Annotated in this window: 14 protein-coding genes and 1 other RNA gene; 6 read left to right on the top strand and 9 right to left on the bottom strand. The window is 50.0% G+C overall.

Annotation, left to right across the window (positions count from 1 at the left end):
• Position 1 precedes the first annotated feature (1 nt).
• The 8 genes from OGY13_RS14120 to ydiK form a co-directional block, all read right to left on the bottom strand.
• Complete coding sequence (locus OGY13_RS14120) at positions 2 to 1,597, bottom strand: acyl CoA:acetate/3-ketoacid CoA transferase (RefSeq protein WP_048214317.1); 1,596 nt, start codon at positions 1,595 to 1,597, stop codon at positions 2 to 4.
• 155 nt (positions 1,598 to 1,752) lie between these two features.
• Positions 1,753 to 2,511 carry a type I 3-dehydroquinate dehydratase gene (aroD, locus tag OGY13_RS14115; protein ID WP_008784597.1) on the bottom strand — a complete coding sequence of 253 codons (759 nt, stop codon included), beginning with the start codon at positions 2,509 to 2,511 and terminating at the stop codon, positions 1,753 to 1,755.
• Positions 2,512 to 2,547: 36 nt separating this feature from the next.
• Positions 2,548 to 3,414 carry a quinate/shikimate dehydrogenase gene (ydiB, locus tag OGY13_RS14110; RefSeq protein WP_003836604.1) on the bottom strand — a complete coding sequence of 289 codons (867 nt, stop codon included), beginning with the start codon at positions 3,412 to 3,414 and terminating at the stop codon, positions 2,548 to 2,550.
• 21 nt (positions 3,415 to 3,435) lie between these two features.
• The gene (locus OGY13_RS14105) at positions 3,436 to 4,671 is read right to left on the bottom strand and encodes an MFS transporter (protein ID WP_032943180.1); all 1,236 of its coding nucleotides are present in this window, start codon (positions 4,669 to 4,671) and stop codon (positions 3,436 to 3,438) included.
• Positions 4,672 to 4,911: 240 nt separating this feature from the next.
• The gene (locus OGY13_RS14100; RefSeq protein ID WP_008784600.1) at positions 4,912 to 6,132 is read right to left on the bottom strand and encodes an MFS transporter; all 1,221 of its coding nucleotides are present in this window, start codon (positions 6,130 to 6,132) and stop codon (positions 4,912 to 4,914) included.
• A 48-nt stretch (positions 6,133 to 6,180) separates the two neighbouring features.
• Positions 6,181 to 6,537 (bottom strand): YdiL family protein, encoded by a 357-nt coding sequence (locus OGY13_RS14095; RefSeq protein WP_128316675.1) that lies wholly within the window; start codon positions 6,535 to 6,537, stop codon positions 6,181 to 6,183.
• Positions 6,538 to 6,694: 157 nt separating this feature from the next.
• Positions 6,695 to 6,802, bottom strand: an RNA gene (rprA, locus tag OGY13_RS14090) — antisense sRNA RprA.
• A 183-nt stretch (positions 6,803 to 6,985) separates the two neighbouring features.
• A complete protein-coding gene (gene ydiK, locus OGY13_RS14085) occupies positions 6,986 to 8,095 on the bottom strand; it encodes an AI-2E family transporter YdiK (protein ID WP_213752893.1) in 1,110 nt (369 codons plus the stop codon).
• 213 nt (positions 8,096 to 8,308) lie between these two features.
• On the opposite strand from ydiK, the gene ydiJ reads away from it, so the two are divergent.
• The 3 genes from ydiJ to OGY13_RS14070 all read left to right on the top strand — a co-directional run bounded on the left by ydiJ (position 8,309) and on the right by OGY13_RS14070 (position 12,038).
• Positions 8,309 to 11,365 carry a D-2-hydroxyglutarate dehydrogenase YdiJ gene (gene ydiJ / locus OGY13_RS14080; protein ID WP_103014615.1) on the top strand — a complete coding sequence of 1,019 codons (3,057 nt, stop codon included), beginning with the start codon at positions 8,309 to 8,311 and terminating at the stop codon, positions 11,363 to 11,365.
• Positions 11,362 to 11,772, top strand: coding sequence for a 1,4-dihydroxy-2-naphthoyl-CoA hydrolase (menI, locus tag OGY13_RS14075; RefSeq protein WP_008784603.1), 411 nt, complete (start codon positions 11,362 to 11,364; stop codon positions 11,770 to 11,772). Before ydiJ ends, menI begins: the two co-directional genes overlap by 4 nt.
• A gap of 77 nt (positions 11,773 to 11,849) precedes the next feature.
• On the top strand, positions 11,850 to 12,038 hold the full coding sequence (locus tag OGY13_RS14070) for a YdiH family protein (RefSeq protein WP_003030540.1): 189 nt from the start codon (positions 11,850 to 11,852) through the stop codon (positions 12,036 to 12,038).
• A gap of 67 nt (positions 12,039 to 12,105) precedes the next feature.
• Here OGY13_RS14070 and OGY13_RS14065 read toward each other — a convergent pair whose 3' ends face one another.
• Entirely contained in the window at positions 12,106 to 12,957 is an 852-nt protein-coding gene (locus tag OGY13_RS14065) for a Vmh family MBL fold metallo-hydrolase (protein WP_032943195.1), read from the bottom strand.
• A 121-nt stretch (positions 12,958 to 13,078) separates the two neighbouring features.
• Between OGY13_RS14065 and OGY13_RS14060 the strand changes: the two genes are divergently transcribed.
• The 3 genes from OGY13_RS14060 to sufB all read left to right on the top strand — a co-directional run bounded on the left by OGY13_RS14060 (position 13,079) and on the right by sufB (position 16,307).
• The gene (locus OGY13_RS14060) at positions 13,079 to 13,954 is read left to right on the top strand and encodes a LysR family transcriptional regulator (RefSeq protein ID WP_213752892.1); all 876 of its coding nucleotides are present in this window, start codon (positions 13,079 to 13,081) and stop codon (positions 13,952 to 13,954) included.
• A 488-nt stretch (positions 13,955 to 14,442) separates the two neighbouring features.
• Positions 14,443 to 14,811 carry a Fe-S cluster assembly scaffold SufA gene (gene sufA, locus OGY13_RS14055; protein ID WP_003832645.1) on the top strand — a complete coding sequence of 123 codons (369 nt, stop codon included), beginning with the start codon at positions 14,443 to 14,445 and terminating at the stop codon, positions 14,809 to 14,811.
• Positions 14,812 to 14,819: 8 nt separating this feature from the next.
• Complete coding sequence (gene sufB / locus OGY13_RS14050) at positions 14,820 to 16,307, top strand: Fe-S cluster assembly protein SufB (protein ID WP_020996440.1); 1,488 nt, start codon at positions 14,820 to 14,822, stop codon at positions 16,305 to 16,307.
• Positions 16,308 to 16,322 lie beyond the last annotated feature (15 nt).

Below are 16,322 nucleotides of genomic sequence, written 5' to 3'. Positions count from 1 at the left end.
TTTAATTGGCGGCGTCGGGTAACACAAAACCCATCGAGGCATCGATAAATAATCTTTCGTCCATCAGCTTCAGATTTGGCGAAATGATTGGCGTGAAATCCATCTTGTCCAGGATGTCTTCCTGTAAAGAGACTCCCGGTGCAATTTCGATTAAATGAAGACCATCTGCTTTTAACGTAAATACAGCGCGCTCAGTGATGTAACGCACATCAAGTCCACGTTCGAGAGCAATTTTTCCGCTGAAAGTCACTTCAGGTAATTCGTTGACGAATTTTTTCACCCGACCTTCCTGCACGATATTTAACTTGCCATCGGCAACTTCCGTTTTCAGACTTCCGGCAGTTAACGTGCCGCAGAAAATAATTTTTTTGGAGGTGGCGCTAATATCGATAAAACCGCCGGTACCCATGATCTTGCCATTGAATTTGTGTACGCCAACGTTGCCGTGGCGATCGACTTCGGCAAAACTTAAATAGCACACGTCCAGTCCACCACCGTGATAGAAGTCAAACTGGGAGGTCATATCCAGAATGGCGCGGGTGTTGACGTTGGCGCCGAAAGCAATACCTTGAGAGGTGATGCCGCCAATCGGACCCGTTTCGACTGTCAGAATAAAATCGTCAGCACAGCCTTCTTCGCGCGCGACGAGGCCAATGCCATCGGCAATGCCTACACCAACGTTGCCGACCGCACCTTTGCGCATTTCAAACAGGGCGCGTCTGGCCACCAGTTTACGCTGATTGAGCGGCAGGGCAGTCTGTTGGCTGTCATCGAGAACAAAATCGCCAGAGATAAAGCGGTTAACCGGCGCGCCACCATACAGTTGCGTTTGGTCGGGGTCGATGACCACAATATCGACCAGATAGCCGGGAATACGCACCGATTTCGGATGCAACGTGGCTTTCTTCACCATCTTTTGCACCTGCATCATAACGATGCCACCGTTATTGTGTACGGCCTGGGCAATCACCAGCGCATCAAGATACATCACTTCATCTTCAAAGGTGGCGTAGCCTTCACTGTCGCAAGTGGTGGCGCGAATAAAGGCGATGTTTGGCGCAATGGCTTTGTAATACAGGTACTCTTTGTTATCAATTTCCACCAATTTGATCAGATCTTCGGTGGTCACTTCATTCAGCTTACCGCCCTGTTGGCGAGGGTCAACAAATGTACCGATGCCGATATCACTAAGGATCCCTGGCTGGTGAGCCGCCGATGCACGCAGGGTTTGGGTTAATACGCCCTGAGGATAGTTATAGGCGGAAATTTTATTTTGTTCAGCCAGATCGGAGATTCGCGGTGATTGTCCCCAGTGGCCGCATAATGCCCATTTGACTAAACCTTCCTGTGCCAGTGGACTAATTCCCCGGTCGGCCCGGTCACCAAGACCTGTAGGACTAATCAACGCTAAATTTCGTGGTGACTGAGAATTTTTATATTTTTCAGCCAGTGCGTTAATTAATGTTGTTGCTTCGAGAATACCCCCGCCTGCACCTAATACACAAAGAGTTGCTTCATCAGGAATATAATTGACTGCATCTGCAGCGGATAATACGGGTACCCGACCATCTATACGATTTGGCCTTGAAAATTTCATGTGAACTCCAGATTATATGCGTGCGACTACCTGTCGCTATATTCGACAATAATATTGTGAGTTATATAATAACGCTTAATTACCGGCCAGATATCCGTGGTTAGACGAATATCTGGGGTAGGGCATTACTGATATTTATATGGATATATCTGTAATTAAGCTTGATGCAATATTGTCAATACAGTACGCAGGTCGGTGACCGAAATTTGTCCTGGTGCGGAGGCTTTTTTTACTGCCCCAAAGGTTGCCGCTGAACCGAAAACCTCACCAGACAGACGTGAAATCACCCCTGTTTTAGCCATCGACATGGTGATTATCGGGCGATCGGCATAGCGTTCTTGCATTTCCAGCGTGGCACTAAGCAGCGTCAGAACATCCGTTTTATTTTGCGGCATCAAGGCAATCTTCGGGATATCTGCACCAAGTTCCTGCATTTTACGCAGGCGCTGGACAATCTCTTCCGCGGCTGGTGTCTTATGAAAATCGTGATTAGACATAATCACAAAGACATTTTTCGCGTGCGCATGCTCGACGGTCGCTTTGACCAGTTCGTCACCGGTAAACAGTTCCAGATCGATCATATCCACCAGACCGCTGTCTACCGCCGCGCGGTTAAGTGCAACATAGTGCTCGACAGACAGAGCCTGTTCACCGCCTTCTTTGGCGCTACGGAAGGTGAAAAGCAGTGGTTTGTCAGCCATCACATCGCGGATGGTGCGCGCAGCTTCCAACACAGCCTCAATGGAAGAGACATCAGTGAAATGGTCTACGCGCCATTCCAGAATGTCGAAATCCGCTTTGCGATAGGCCAGCGCTTCGCTTTTTACCGTTGCGATGTCTTTACCCATCAGCGAGACAATGATCTTCGGCGCACCCTCGCCAATAACGAGGTTTTTTACGGTTACGGTTTTCATTGATTACCCTTTAACTATTGTACAAATGCTTGCCTGTCAGGCGGCAAAACCCATAACCTGTTTCACATACTCCAGTGGGAAATCTTTCCCGGTCCAGAGCTTGAACTGTTCAGCCCCTTGCCACAACAACATGCCGTAACCATCAATTGTTTTGCAACCAGCACTTTGTGCCTGCTGCAATAATTTGGTCATATGCGGGTTGTAGACGCATTCGGTTACCAGCAGTTCCGGACGCAGCAGGGAAGCGTCGGTCACGAGAGATTCATTTTCCAGCGGCTTCATGCCGACTTTAGTGCCGTTGGTCAAAATATCTGCGCTGGCAAGTGCGTCAGCAAAAGCCTGGCGATCGGCGAGATCGATAACGGTGACCACGCAGTCGGTGTTTTCATTGACGCGTTTGGCAAACTCCTGCGCTTTGGCAAAAAACTCATCCTGGCGGTTAAAGAGTTTAATTTCTTTGATGCCTTCAATCGCTGCCTGTGCACCAATGGCCGTCGACGCACCGCCTGCGCCCAACAGTACCATGGTTTTACCTTTGATATCGAAACCACTTTCCTTAATTGCACGAATATGGCCCGTGCCATCGGTATTGTAACCACGCAGGTAACCATCATCATTGACGATAGTGTTAATTGCGCCGACCAGCTTGGCTGCAGGCGTTAATTCATCAACATACTCACATGCCAGCTGCTTGTTGGGCATTGAGACCCCGGTACCCCGCATCTTTAAGGCCTTCAGCCCGGCAATGGCATTAGCAAACGTTGAGTTATCAACTTCAAATGCCATGTAAGTGAATGGCAATCCCGCTTTTTCTAATGCCTTATTTTGCATTTCAGGCGACAGACTGTGTCTGATAGGGTAGGCCATCAAACCAATCAGTTCATATTTTGCAGTTACGTCCATTTAATACTCCTTCTAAACAATTTATTGAAAATAACGCTCGCCCAACCGCACATCATTTTTGGGGATATCAAATACGCGGTAGTAACGAATAAAGACGATGATGGCGGTGACAAAAGCCAACAGAGCAAATGCAAGGTCCAGCAAAATAATGTATTGCAGACCAATGTTAGAGAGGTATCCGGTGATTAATGGGATAATAAAGTTGGCTACGCCACCCATCATCATATAAATACTGGTGACTTTGGCTTTGCTCTTGGGAAAGAACTCTGACATCACCGAGACACCGAGCTGTAAAATACCGCCAGCGGCAGAGAATCCAATGAGAAATGAACCTGCGTTACATACCAGCGGAGATGGGTATAAATAAATGACGGCTGCGGTGATGGTTGCCAGTCCGGCGTTAAATACGTTTGCCCAAATAGGTCGTACCCATTTTTTCAACAGTGCGGCAAAGATAAATACGCAGACCAACGACCCCATACTGTAGTAAGAGATTGTTTTCAGTGCGTCGGATTCTGCCATACCGGCAAAGGCCATCGCATATTTCGGCATCCAGACCACGATGACGTAAAAAGTCGAAAAGGCAGCAACACCAAACATGACGGATGCCACACCTTCCAGCCAGACCAATGGTTTACTGTTCATCTGTGGCAGATCTTTCGCGATGCCGGCATCCACCATCTGGCTGGGGAAACGACTTTTTAGCAGCATCAGGGTAATGACTACAAACAACGCTCCCGGGATAATGACCGCATAACCGTACCAGATATGGTTGAGCAGCATGGTGCTGACGACGATGGGGTAGATCATCTGCCCAAACGAGACCATAGCTTTCACCAGGATAACGGCTGAGCCAGAGGCTTTAGGGAAGCATTCCATTAACGCCGGGTACCCACCGGTATCCAGTGCCGAGTTTGCCACGCCAACGCAAACGGCCAGAATAAAGGCAATCATCAGATTAGGGCTGGCGGGAATACCGAAGAAGAACAGTATATAAAGAATAGCCCCTAACAGAATGATAGCCCGACGACCAAATTTATCTGAGAGCACGCCAAAGAATAAGATGCTCACTAGTCGCCCCAGACCAATGCCTGAAATTAAATAGGCAATTCCTGCATTGTCGGTGGAAAACTTTTCTGCAAGAGAGGTCATATTTTGCGCCAGTGTAATGACGCTAATGCCGTGTAGGAAATAACTTAAATAAATACAGGTTATCGCCAAAAGAAATGGCGTATTAAAGGTCTTGCTTTGAGACATTTTCACAACTCCTTGCGGATTTTAAAATTGTTCTGTGCTCGTCGATATTGTTTAAATTGCGGCGACCTTGTAATTAATATACCGGGCAGCAGCCACAGAGCCTACATAGCATGGCGTTTAAGTTACCAGGTATATTGCATAACACACTGTGAAATTGAACTCTGCCAGCCGGTGTTTTGTTGATGTTTTAAAACATATGCCAATTATTTTGCAGAAGGGGGGAACAATATTGCATCCACGCTATTCTACGGCTTGTATCATTTTTAGCTGATGCTTTGACGCGATGTGGCTGCGATAACCAATAAACAACGCCAACAGGAACCCAACAGCGGCTATACCAGTATCAAACCACATGATGTGAGCAATACTGGTTTCTGAGAGTTTTGCTGTTATCAATGGAATGGTGAAGGTCGCAATGCTGCCCGCGCTGTAGTAAATCCCGGTCGCTTTGCCCTTCGCATGCGGAAAGCGTGCGGCCATGAGCGTTAAACCGATTTGCACAACGCCCCCAGCGGAAGAAAAACCGATGACAAACGCAAAGATAATGACCACGTAGGGTGTCGGATGCAGACAAACCATCAACAGTGCGGCAAATGAGATAAACGTATACAGCATCAGCATCGATGTCGCGCGTTCTGCTTTTCGCGCCAGCGGGGCGGTGATCAGCACGCACAGTAGAGAGCCGCAGGTATAAATGCTTAACAGTTTGATAGATAACGTATAGGACATTCCTGCGACAAACTGTCCGTATTGCGCCAGCCACTGGCTTACCAGGTAAAATGTTGCCATTGCGATGTAGCCGTATAGGGTGTAACTGGCAAGGTCGAGCAGGGAGCAACGATGTTCAGGTTGTGCGGTTTCTCGTTCAGCAGGTTGTGCCCGGATGACGGTATGAGGCCCGGGATGTGGCGGAAACCGACAGCGAAACAAAAACACGCCGTTGAGTATCATAACGGCAGCCGCCAGCAGGAAGGACCAGCCAAACCAAAGTTCGCTCCACACCAGCAGGCTGATGATCATCGGCAGCAGGAACTGACCGCTGGAGACGAAGGCTTTTATCAAAATATTGGCTGTGCTGGGGGAGCGGGGGAATGCCTCCATCAGGCTGGGATAGGTTCCGGCATCGAGAAAACTGTTTGCCATTCCTGCTAAAAAACCAAAAGCATAGGCAAGAAAAATACTGTGAGTATTGATGATGCCAATAAAGAAAATCATGTAGCAGGTCATACCAAGGATGATAAATGGTCTGCGACCGTAGCGATCGGAAAGCATCCCTGCCACTAATAAAACGCTTAAGCGGCCGATACCGAGTGAGGAAATAACAATCGAGACGCCCGCAGCATTGGTTTGCCACTGTTGTTCCAGCGAAGACATATTGAGGCTCATCAGAATGACCCCCATGCCGTGCACCAGGTAATTTAGGTACAGCCCTATCGCAGTGGAGAAATAGGTGTTTTTCATAATGTGTTACTCAGCGAAGAGGCTAAATAGGTATGGCGTTGCAATCTCTTAACACATACGCTCGAGATCGTGAGCATAGAGTTCAACGGCAGCCGACTGATAGATTTTCCAGTCGAGAAAACTATCGTGGTGATAAACCGCCTGAAAAGCGTTCAGATCGGGGAAAAAACGCATGGTGTTATTACCGATACGATTATTTATTTTGTCGATAATTGCATTAATTCTTAACTTCCTCCTTGCTTTCATTTCTGAACAAATGCGGATGATGTCTTCTGGAATTTCTCTTTCACCCTTTTCCCATTGCTGCCAGGCGGCAACATTGTTATCGCGCGCGATATACCTGGCGCTTTCTTCCACCGTCATGGCAAAAATATGGCGGATCGCCTGTAGTTCTAATGCGTTCATTATTTGGTCACTTCATAAAAGACGGTGGAATAGTAATAACATTGCTGTGGATATTTCTGCTTGAAGAGAGTCACAGTATTTTGTGCAATATTATTTGTTCCTTGACGGGGAAGATAATGTGTTGGTGCGTTAAGGTTGGTGGAGTGGCGCGCGAAGGACAAAAAAAAGCCCACCGTGGGAGATGGGCAAAGACTACACACAGCAATTCGTTGTTTCACTCAGGGGATTTCCATGCTTATAAATCAATGTGTTGATCTAAAGCCATGGGCTAATAGTAGGCATAGTGATTTTTTACGTCGATCAGATTCATCTCAATAGTTTAAAAACTGTAAAGAATTTGCGACACAAATGATTATTTAAAGAAGGACGAGGTTGGGTCTAATCCCGCAAGAGGGTGGATTGATTAGTATTGTTAAACAATCAGGCGGCGTTGCCGCCTGATGTTGGATTACTTATTGCGTTCGATTTCAGCAATATCTTCGAGGATTTCATCCGGATTGGTACCTGGCGCAGGGGCTTCGTTTACCCAGGCGGAGAACAGACGCCAGGAAACGGCCAGCACTACTGGACCGATAAACAGACCAATCATGCCGAAGGCAATCAGTCCGCCGATGACCCCGGAGAGAATCAGGATCAGTGGCAAATCAGCCCCCATACGAATCAGCATTGGTCGAATTACGTTATCCAGTGTTCCGACCACGCCGCTCCACACCAGCAGCACTGTGCCCCAGGTGGAATCCCCCGTCCAGTATAGCCAGATAATGGCCGGAATCAGCACTGGCAACGGCCCCAGTTGCACCAGACAAGACAGGATCATCAATACCGCCAGCAGCGTGGCGTAAGGCACGCCGGTTACCGCCAGACCAATACCCCCGAGCACTGCCTGCACCAGAGCGGTGACCACAACGCCCAATGCGACGGCGCGAATGGCTTGCGCGGCCAGCAGAATGGCAGCATCGCCACGTTTAGAGGCAAGACGGCAGGCGAAGTGACGAATACCTAATGCGACCTGTTCACCGCGCCAGTACAACAGGGCACTGAACAGCAGCATCAGACCACAGTGCATCATAAAGCGGCCGATATGCGCGGCCTGACCGACAAACCAGGTGGTGGTGGTACCGATATAAGGACGAACCTTGGCCATAATGGCCGAACCGCCCATATCCAGTAAACTGTGCCATGCGCCATACATTTTGGCACCCACCAGTGGAATGCTGTTCAACCATGCCAGATCCGGTAGCGTCATATCACCTGCGGTTACGGCATGGATCAGCGGCCCACTGCCATCGACGATACTGTTAACCAGCAGCGCGATAGGGATGATGAACAACAGCACTAACAGCAGTGTCATCACCAGTACGGCAAGTGAACGACGTCCCCAGAGCAATTTTTGTAAGCGTAGCAGGATAGGCCAGGTCGCAATGACAATCGTGCCTGCCCAGGCAAAACCGAGGATAAAGGGTTGCACAATCCAGAGACAGGCCACAATCAGGATGGCTAAAAACAGCACCGATAGCAGCACTTGTGCAATATCCCTGGGCTGACGGAAATTTACCATAAATACTTTTCACCTTTGTCTTTGCGCCAGAACGTTGACGCGACGTGAACACGTTAATCACACTCTATAATGATGAGCAATTTCAGCGGTTTTGAACAGGCGGATTCTGCCTGTAAATCTGCTGAGCGTATTAGAAAAAAATGTGATACAACAAACAAAGCAACACGCAAACGATTAAATTCACAACACAGACCGCAGGAAAGGGTCACTATAATGATTCCACAAATTTCTCAGGCGCCAGGTGTCGTTCAACTGGTGCTCAATTTTTTGCAGGCGCTGGAGCAGCAAGGATTCACGGGTGATACGGCAACGAGCTATGCCGATCGTCTGACAATGTCGACGGATAACAGTATTTATCAGCTGCTTCCTGATGCTGTCGTTTTCCCTCGTTCAACCGCAGATGTGGCGCTAATCGCCCGTCTGGCGGCAGAACCGCTATTCTCTTCGTTGATTTTTACCCCGCGCGGCGGCGGCACCGGGACTAACGGTCAGGCGCTGAACCAGGGCATTATTGTTGATATGTCCCGCTATATGAGCCGCATTATTGAAATCAACCCGCAAGAAGGTTGGGTGCGGGTAGAAGCCGGGGTGATAAAAGACCAGCTTAACCAGTTTCTGAAGCCATATGGCTATTTCTTTGCCCCGGAATTATCCACCAGTAACCGGGCAACGCTCGGCGGGATGATCAACACCGATGCGTCCGGGCAAGGATCGTTGGTTTACGGTAAAACTTCCGATCATGTGTTGGGCATCCGTGCGGTGCTGATGGGCGGTGATATTCTGGATACCCAGCCCATGCCGGTCGAGCTTGCCCAAACGTTGGGTAACAGCAATACCACGATTGGCCGTATCTATAAGACCGTTTATGAGCGTTGTCGCGATAACCGACAGCTGATCATGGATAAATTCCCGAAACTTAATCGCTTCCTGACGGGTTACGATCTGCGGCACGTCTTTAACGATGAGATGACCGAATTTGATTTAACCCGCATTCTTACCGGCTCTGAAGGTACGCTGGCGTTTATCACCGAAGCCCGCCTTGATATCACGCCACTGCCCAAAGTCAGACAGTTGGTTAACGTTAAGTACGATTCGTTTGATTCGGCGTTGCGTAACGCGCCGGTGATGGTGGAAGCGCGCGCATTGTCGGTAGAAACCGTCGACTCCAAAGTACTCAATCTGGCGCGTGAAGACATCGTCTGGCACTCGGTAAGCGAACTGATTACCGATGTAGCGGATAAAGAGATGCTGGGCCTGAATATTGTCGAGTTTGCCGGTGACGATGAAACCTTGATTAATTCGCAGGTCAGCGCACTCTGCGAACGCCTGGATGGGTTAATCGCTCGTCAGGAAGCGGGCGTTATTGGCTGGCAGCTATGTACTGAACTGGCGGGCGTCGAACGAATTTACGCCATGCGCAAAAAGGCTGTCGGTCTGCTGGGCAATGCAAAAGGTTCTGCGAAGCCAATTCCGTTCGCCGAGGATACCTGCGTTCCTCCGGAGCATCTGGCTGACTATATTGCCGAGTTTCGCGCGCTGCTCGACAGCCATGGTCTGAGTTACGGCATGTTCGGCCACGTGGATGCTGGCGTGCTGCACGTCAGGCCGGCTTTAGATATGTGCGACCCGCAGCAGGAAGTGCTGATGAAACGCATTTCTGATGATGTCGTCGCGCTGACGGCAAAATATGGCGGTTTGTTGTGGGGTGAGCACGGGAAAGGTTTTCGTGCGGAATACAGTCCGGCGTTTTTCGGTGATGAACTGTATCGTGAACTGCGCAAAGTGAAATCGGTGTTTGATCCGCAAAACCGGCTCAACCCCGGCAAAATCTGTCCACCGGAAGACGTTGATGCGCCGATGATGAAAGTGGACGCGGTGAAACGCGGAACGTATGACCGTCAAATCCCGCTGGCCGTACGCCAGGAGTGGCGTGGGGCAATGGAGTGTAATGGCAACGGGTTATGCTTTAACTTCGATGCGAAAAGCCCCATGTGTCCGTCGATGAAAATCAGCCTTAACCGTATCCATTCTCCGAAAGGGCGAGCTACGCTGGTACGTGAATGGCTGCGTCTGTTGGCCGATCGCGGGATCGATCCTGTGCAACTGGAAAAAGAACTACCGGAAAAACGCGCCAGTTTACGCACGCTGATTACCCGTACCCGCAACAGCTGGCATGCACGCAAGGGTGAATACGATTTCTCGCACGAAGTAAAAGAGGCGATGTCAGGTTGCCTGGCGTGTAAAGCCTGTTCCACACAGTGTCCGATTAAAATTGATGTGCCGGAGTTCCGCTCACGCTTCCTGCAACTGTACCACACGCGTTATCTGCGCCCGTTGCGCGATCATATGGTGGCGACCGTTGAGAGCTATGCACCGCTAATGGCGCGGGCGCCTAAAACGTTTAACTTCTTCATCAATCAGCCGCTGGTGCGAAATCTGGCTAAAAAGCACATTGGAATGGTTGATTTACCGCTATTGTCTGCGCCGTCGCTGCAACGCCAACTGGTGGGGCATCGTTCTGCCAACATGACGCTGGAACAGCTCGAATTACTCAGCCTCGAGCAAAAAGCCCGCACGGTGCTGGTGGTACAGGATCCGTTCACCAGCTATTACGATGCGCAGGTGGTGGCTGATTTTATACGTCTGGTAGAAAAACTGGGTATGCAGCCGGTACTGCTGCCGTTTTCGCCAAACGGCAAGGCGCAGCACATTAAAGGCTTTTTAAACCGTTTTGCCAAAACGGCGAAAAAGACATCCGAGTTTCTTAACCGGGTAGCGAAGCTGAATATTCCGATGGTGGGTGTTGATCCGGCGCTGGTGCTTTGTTATCGCGATGAATACAAGCTGGTGCTGGGAGAACAGCGGGGTGATTTCCATGTGCTGCTGGCCAACGAATGGTTATCTAAAGCTGTGGAAACACAGCAGTCAGTCGCTGTTGGCGGTGAACCGTGGTACTTCTTTGGCCACTGTACCGAAGTGACGGCTTTGCCGGGCGCGTCTGCACAGTGGGCGACTATTTTTGCTCGCTTTGGCGCAAAGTTGGAGAACGTCAGCGTGGGGTGCTGTGGTATGGCTGGCACTTACGGTCACGAAGTGAAGAATCACCAAAACTCATTGGGTATCTATGAGTTATCATGGCACCAGGCAATGCAACGATTGCCACGTAACCGTTGTCTGGCTACAGGGTACTCCTGTCGCAGCCAGGTTAAACGCGTTGAAGGTACGGGCGTTCGCCACCCATTACAGGCACTGCTGGAGATTATAGGATGATCTGGAAACGTGAAGTCACACTCGAGGCGCTCAATGCCATGGGTGAAGGAAATATGGTTGGGTTGCTCGATATTCGTTTTGTGCACATTGGCGACGATACGCTGGAAGCTACGATGCCGGTGGACCATCGCACCAAACAACCCTTTGGGTTGTTACACGGCGGCGCATCCGTGGTGCTGGCGGAAAGCATTGGTTCGGTAGCTGGCTACTTGTGTACTCAGGGTGAGCAGAAAGTGGTGGGCCTGGAGATCAACGCCAACCATATCCGTTCTGCACGGGAAGGGCTCGTCAGGGGCGTATGTCGCGCGTTACATACAGGTTCTCGTCACCAGGTGTGGCAAATAGAAATCTTCGATGAGCAGGGTCGATTGTGCTGCACGTCGCGTCTGACGACCGCAATTTTGTGATGCATATTGCTTTTGGTCATTATCTGCACAGGGAATGGTGTTATACTGTGCAGGTTTTGAACACAAGCGAGGATGATATGTCTACCCAATTAGACCCTGCCCAACTGGCAATAGAATTTTTACGTCGTGATAAAACCGATCTTTCACCGGCTCAGTACCTGAAAAGGCTGAAACAGCTTGAGCTGGAGTTTGCAGATCTGTTGGCGCTCTCTTCCACTGAACTGAAAGAAGAGATCTATTTTGCCTGGCGCATGGGCGTTCATTGATTCCGGTATGCTTATCGTAACGAAACCCCGACACGCGTTCGGGGTTATTTTTTGCCTTAAATCTTCATTACCACTTCATCTCGCCGCTGTTAACTTTTGCACTTAGTTCCAGCGAGCTTACGTCTGCAAGGCCTGGCCATGCTGCCGTCATGGTTTTAATCACATAACCCGATCCTTTTTTCGCCCCTAGCGCCTGCTCAAACGACTGCAAATAGTCCTGGGTGAAGCGAATAGCTTTATCACCGGTTGGGCGGTCGCCAATGTAATGACCCGGTACCACCTGAGTGGGCTGTAAGCTCTGCATTTCGCTCAGTACGCTACGCCATGCACTACGTTGTTGTTCAGACTGTGTATCCGCCGTCCAGACGTGAATACCTGAAGCCACGCCTGTGCCGCCAATAATGGCTCGATTCGCCGGGATCCAGATATACGCTGCATAATCGTTGGCGTGACGCAGTTCCAGCGTTTCGTCATCAACCGTGAACTGCGTTTGCGTAGTCGCCTGCGGAACGGTGAGCGATGTTGGTGCGCCGTCCTTCATTTGCGGGCCCCAGAACTGCAGCTTGGCCTCTTTGGTGGCGCGGATATGGTCTACCACCTGCGGCGTTGCCAGGACTTTTACCTGTGGGAAGGCCTCAACGATGGGCTGCAAACCAAAATAGAAATCCGGATCGCCGGAGGTGATCACAATAGCCTTCAGCGTTTTACCGCTGGCTCGAATCATTTGCACCAGTTGTTCGCCATCTTTGGTACTGAACTGGGCGTCAAACAAAATCGCCTCTTTTGGGCCAGACACCAGCGTCGAAGAAACCGGGAAAATAGCCTTATCCTGTGGATTATAGACGTCCAGCTGTAGCGGCGCGGCGAAAGCTGAAGACGCAAACAGAGGTAACAGCAGAGCCAGAGTTTTAACTTTCATACCAGGTAACCTTGTGCAGGAAATTGTCTTTTGATAGTTCCCGTATTTTAAGGATATTCGGATCTGTTAGAATTCCCTCATTAGGACATGCTGAGTTTCATAAAACGATCGGATGGGAACAATGGACAGAGTGATGGCGGCAACGGTATTCAACCATATCTGTGATTTGGGTAGCCTGAGCGCAGCCGCGCGTGCGTTGGGGCTTTCCCGTCCGATGGTCAGTCGTTATCTCGACGAGATGGAAAAATGGGCAGGCGCAAGGCTTATCCATCGCTCATCGCGTCGCTTGACGATCACGCCAGCGGGTGAAGAGGCATTAGTGAAAACACGTTCTCTGGCGCAACTTTCGCTGGATATTGGTGCCGCCAGTGCCGCGCAAATTCCCTCCGGCACGCTACGTGTAGCCTGCGCCCATTTTACCGCGATGCATATTCTTGCTCCGGTTCTGCCGACGTTTATGGCGCAATATCCGCAATTACGTATTGAGGTGGAGATCAATAATCAACCGGTAAGCCTTGTGGGGGAACGCATCGATGTGGCGATCCGCATAACGGATAATCCAGAGCCAGGGACTATTGCCCGTCGGTTGGGCGACTGTAAATCGGTGCTTTGCGCGTCTGCAGATTATCTGCATCATCATGGCACGCCTGAGACAATCGACGATCTCACACGGCACAATTGCCTGTACTACAGCGGTTTTGCCGGACAATCCTGGCACTTTTTGGATCCTCAGGGGCAGCCTGTCTCCGTTGCAATCAAAGGGAATTTGAGTGCAGGGATCTCTTCGCTGCTCTGCGAGTCGGCGGTGGCCGGAATGGGGATCGCGTTGGTGCCAGAGCTGGAGGCGCAGGAAGGGCTGGCGCAGGGAAAGCTAATTCGATTACTGCCAGAACTTCAACCTAAGTGCCTGCCGATTTATGGTTTATACCTTTCGCGTGAACATCAACCCGCAGGGCTACGCCTGCTGCTGGACACGCTCAGTGAGGCACAGCGTTAAATATGTGATTGAACGCGTTTATAAAAGAGTCAAACCGCAATTAGTGTTAAAAAAAACTAATCGGTGTATGAGATTCTTCTTATCGCCCCTTCAAGAGCTAAGCCAATATGAGTGCCGGAGATAAGCGCCGGATGGGGCCGGAACCCTTAAGCCTGCCAACAAGCAGACTTAAGGGTTTTTTGTTGTTTGTTTATTATTTGAATTGTTTTTCCCTACCTTCATCCCCACCTATCCCTTAAATAGACATTTTCTATACATCTTTTGTCATTTGACCTGACTGAACGATTGGATTTTCATAATCCATTATTAATCAATGCATTGAACAAAATAATCCATCCCTGTAAACCCTCGCTGCAGGGTCTATGCTTAGTAAAAGTAGTCAAAAAGGGCGATTAACCCGAATGCCCCTGCTGTTGAGGGGTTGAAGTGATAATCATTATCACTAACATGGTGTTATAGCTTAAAAGCTAGTGACTCGAGGTAACTCTATGGAATTGCATTCAGGAACATTTAACCCGGACGATTTTGCCTGGCGTGGGCTGACGTTAACGCCAGCGGCTGCGGCGCATATCCGTGAACTGGTGGCAAAGCAACCTGACATGTTGGGTGTGCGTTTAGGTGTGAAGCAAACAGGGTGCGCGGGATTCGGTTACGTGCTGGATACCGTCCGCCAACCCGAAAAAGACGATCTGCTGTTTGAAACGGAGGGCGCCAGACTTTATGTGCCGTTGCAGGCGATGCCGTTCATTGACGGCACAGAAGTCGATTTCGTTCGCGAAGGATTAAACCAGTTATTTAAATTTCATAACCCGAAAGCCCAGAACGAATGCGGCTGTGGCGAAAGTTTTGGGGTATAGGCGGTACTATGTCTCGTAATACTGAAGCAACTGACGATGTCAACACCTGGGCTGGCGGGCACCTTAATTACAAAGAGGGCTTCTTCACCCAACTGCAAACCGATGAGCTGGCAAAAGGGATCAATGAAGATGTCGTGCGCGCGATTTCGGCAAAACGAAATGAACCCGACTGGATGCTGGAATTTCGCCTGAATGCCTTTAAAGCGTGGCTGACCATGGAAGAACCACACTGGCTTAAAGCGCATTACGACAAACTGAATTATCAGGAGTACAGCTATTACTCCGCACCTTCCTGCGGGAACTGCGATGAAACCTGTGCGTCCGAACCGGGAGCGGTACAGCAAACGGGCGCGAATGCATTTTTAAGCAAAGAGGTTGAGGACGCATTCGAACAGCTTGGCGTGCCGGTACGTGAAGGCAAAGAAGTGGCGGTTGATGCTATTTTCGACTCGGTATCGGTAGCGACCACCTATCGCGACAAACTGGCGGAACAGGGCATTATTTTCTGTTCGTTCGGTGAGGCCATTCACGATCATCCTGAGCTGGTAAAACAGTACCTGGGCACGGTTGTCCCCGGCAATGACAATTTCTTTGCCGCGCTGAATGCGGCGGTGGCATCTGACGGCACGTTTATTTATGTACCGAAAGGCGTACGTTGCCCAATGGAGCTGTCGACCTATTTCCGTATCAATGCGGAAAAAACCGGGCAGTTTGAACGCACCATTCTGGTTGCGGATGAGGGCAGCTACGTCAGCTATATCGAAGGCTGTTCAGCCCCGGTGCGCGACAGTTACCAACTACACGCGGCGGTGGTGGAAGTCATCATTCACAAAGATGCCGAAGTGAAATACTCCACGGTGCAAAACTGGTTTCCCGGCGATGGCAATACGGGCGGTATTTTGAATTTCGTCACCAAGCGCGCACTCTGCGAAGGCGAAAACAGCAAAATGTCGTGGACGCAGTCGGAAACCGGCTCGGCCATTACCTGGAAATACCCAAGCTGCATTTTGCGTGGCGACAACTCGATCGGCGAATTCTACTCCGTCGCGCTGACCAGTGGACATCAGCAGGCCGATACCGGCACCAAAATGATCCACATTGGCAAAAACACCAAATCGACCATTATCTCGAAAGGGATCTCCGCCGGACACAGCCAGAACAGTTATCGCGGCTTAGTGAAAATCATGCCGACCGCTACTAACGCCCGCAACTATACCCAATGCGACTCGATGTTGATCGGTGCGGATTGTGGGGCACACACCTTCCCGTATGTGGAGTGTCGTAACAATAGCGCCCAGCTTGAACATGAAGCCACCACGTCGCGTATTGGTGAAGACCAGTTGTTTTACTGCCTGCAGCGCGGCATCAGTGAAGAGGATGCCATTTCGATGATCGTGAATGGTTTCTGTAAAGACGTGTTCTCTGAACTGCCGCTGGAGTTTGCCGTGGAAGCGCAAAAACTTCTCGCCATAAGTCTTGAGCACAGCGTCGGTTAAATTTTAAGGAAAGCA

Source organism: Citrobacter sp. Cpo045 (assembly GCF_030332875.1).
GTDB lineage: Bacteria > Pseudomonadota > Gammaproteobacteria > Enterobacterales > Enterobacteriaceae > Citrobacter > Citrobacter portucalensis.
The sequence above is the reverse complement of the archived record's forward strand: the minus strand, read 5'-3'. Positions and strand labels throughout refer to the sequence as shown.